Consider the following 2,586-nt stretch of genomic DNA (forward strand, 5'->3'; position numbering starts at 1 on the left):
AAAAAGACAGAACATAACTTTATCGATTGTACTTACAATGACTTGCGTCCGGGCGATGTTATCGCGTTACGTGCGGGCGATATGATACCCATGGATGGTTGGTTATGGGAGCAATCAGATGAAACCCCTCCTTCTGCTGTAGTATTGGATGTGTCAAGGGTAGAAGGGGCATTGCTACATCGTTCTTGTGCTGGCGATGATCCTGTTATGGCCGGAATGGTGGCCCTCACTCCTTGTCTTATGCGCATAGGGCTTGGGCAGGCAGTGCAATTTTGCACGGTCAAACCGAACACATCTGGCGTTATTGAGCCTCTTCGTGTCTATGTTGAAGATGAGCATTTGATGGTGAGTGTTTGGTCGTCCTTGATGAGTAAGCGCATTGATTTTAAGTTGTCGTCCTCTGATTTGACTGATATCAGAGGGATCCAATATGCTTCTATGATTCATGATGCTTTGCGATGGGATACCACAAAACATTTATCAGTAGCTGCTCAACAACAACTAGCGAGAGCGATTTTAAATCACGCTCATGAACATAGATTTACGGTCACCTCTTCGTATTTAGAGCAATTGGATAAAGACTTGAAGCATTCGGCTTTGACCAAAGCGCCTATTTGGCAGCAAACCGATAGGATGCTGCAGTATTTTGTTCCGGGCGTTATCGCCGTGGCTATGCTGACAGGCCTTGTGTTGGCGGTCTTTTTCCCACCGATGGTAGCGGTACAAGCGGTGATTACGATTTTGGTTTCGGCTTGTCCCTGTACGCTCGGGCTTATCATTCCTTTAGTGATGGATTTGGGTAGAGAAAAAGGCAAATTGGAAGGTATAGAGTTTTCTCATAGTGGTGTGATCGAAGCCTTGTCTAAAACGACTGCGGTGGTTTTTGATTTGCATGGAACCTTGACCCAAGGCAAGTCTACTTTGGATATTCAATATGACGATGGGGTGTTAGATAAACATCAAGTGATGAGGTATCTTGCTGAGTTAGAGCGTGGTTCTAGCCATCCTATGGGCTTAGCTATTTTTTCTAAAATTGAAGGAAATGCCTTGCTTGCTCAGTCCTCTTTGCAGATGAAACCGGAGGAGGTGTTGCATGAACGAGACGGTGTTAGGGCCTATATTGCAGGGAGTCATTATTTGTTAGGTAATGGTGATATGTTGCAGCGTTTTGGTATTGATATGCCAAATAGGCAACCTGGCACGACTTATTTTGTAGTTCAAGAGGGGAGTGCTTATCAACGATTGGCTACGATAACCAATGATGATCCCTTGAGAGCGGATGCGGCACAAGCATTGTTTGAATTCAAACGACGTCAAATACCGGTGTATTGGAGTACTGGCGGAGATAAGCTAACTGCTGATTTTTATGCCAAGCAAGTAGGTATGGAGGTGTCGCATATATATTCCGGGTTATTTGGCATTGAGCATGCTGACAAAAAAAGTAAGGTTTCGGTTGTTCGGGCGCTCAAAGAGCAAGGGCATAGTGTCTTGATGATTGGCGATGGGGTTAATGATGTTTTGGCTATGGAGGCTTCCGATGTCTCTATGGTGATGACGCATGCTTTTGGTGATAAGGGCGCACAGTATAAGGCACAGGTGCGGATCATGAATGGGCAGGTGATGTCTGCTGTAAAAGCTAGGGATATTGCAGAGCAAGCGATGAACAATATGCGCGAGAATCTTTGGGGGAGTTTGGCCTATAATTTGGTAGCGGTATCGTTGACGCTCATAGGATTACTTGCTTTTGGTGTTGTGCTGCACCCGGGCATTGGTGCGGCACTGATGGTGCTTCAGATTTGTTTTATTATCTTCCACGCTTATGGTTTTAAGCATAAACCGCTTCCTCCTTCGACTTTTTTGGAAACACAGGGTATGTTCGCGCTAAGCACGAAAACCTCTCATCATGAAGTTGCAAGGTCGTTGGAAAGTGACGGCCAAATGTCGTTAGTTAGCGTTCGATGATCACCTGAATCAACCCTGCATTGCTAACGGCATGAGGTTTGGAGACCTTTAGGGTGAGTTGTTGTATTGAAAAAGTGGTTTTAATGAAGGTAGCGACTTGTTCTGCTACAGTTTCAATCAACTGAAACGATTGGGAAGAGACAAAAGTGGTTACTTTGTCACATAGTTGGGCATAGTCAATGGTGTTCGTTAGGGTATCGTTGCAACGGCTGATATCCAAAGGAATCATAAGTTCAAATACCAGTACTTGAGTAATACGTTGTTCCCATGCGTGAATTCCGATATGGGTCGCTATTTTTAAATCGGCAATATGAAGGGTATCGATGGTCTATCTCTCATGTTTCGGGGTTACGATAGTATAAACAGAGACAGCCTCATATTCCATAGCCTGAGATTTATGTTGCATCAGAGCACACGGCGCAAGAGCTTGTTACCCTCCTTTTTTGGTAATTATAGTGTATAGTTGTCATATTTTGTAATTTCGCAGATTGTGGATAATTTTGATCCTTGGTTAATCAAACTGAATTGGCGTCATCCTGTACTTCGTTCAGGATGACTTACCTCGGGTGTAACCCTATTTTATTAATGAGTCTTTTATGATAGATGTGAGTGATAGTTTATTAA

At 43.9% G+C, this 2,586-nt stretch carries 2 protein-coding genes; one reads left to right on the forward strand and one right to left on the reverse strand.

Translation table 11 applies throughout. The features are described 5' to 3' along the window. A partial coding sequence (locus tag WCO51_12220; GenBank protein ID MEI6514019.1) for an HAD-IC family P-type ATPase occupies positions 1 to 1,962 on the forward strand: 1,962 nt, incomplete at its 5' end. Here WCO51_12220 and folB read toward each other — a convergent pair. Further along, complete coding sequence (gene folB, locus WCO51_12225) at positions 1,949 to 2,287, reverse strand: dihydroneopterin aldolase (GenBank protein ID MEI6514020.1); 339 nt, start codon at positions 2,285 to 2,287, stop codon at positions 1,949 to 1,951. The two genes, WCO51_12220 and folB, sit on opposite strands and share 14 nt — an antisense overlap. Positions 2,288 to 2,586 lie beyond the last annotated feature (299 nt).

It is taken from the genome of bacterium (assembly GCA_037131655.1).
In the GTDB taxonomy this organism is placed as follows: Bacteria; Armatimonadota; Fimbriimonadia; order Fimbriimonadales; family JBAXQP01; genus JBAXQP01.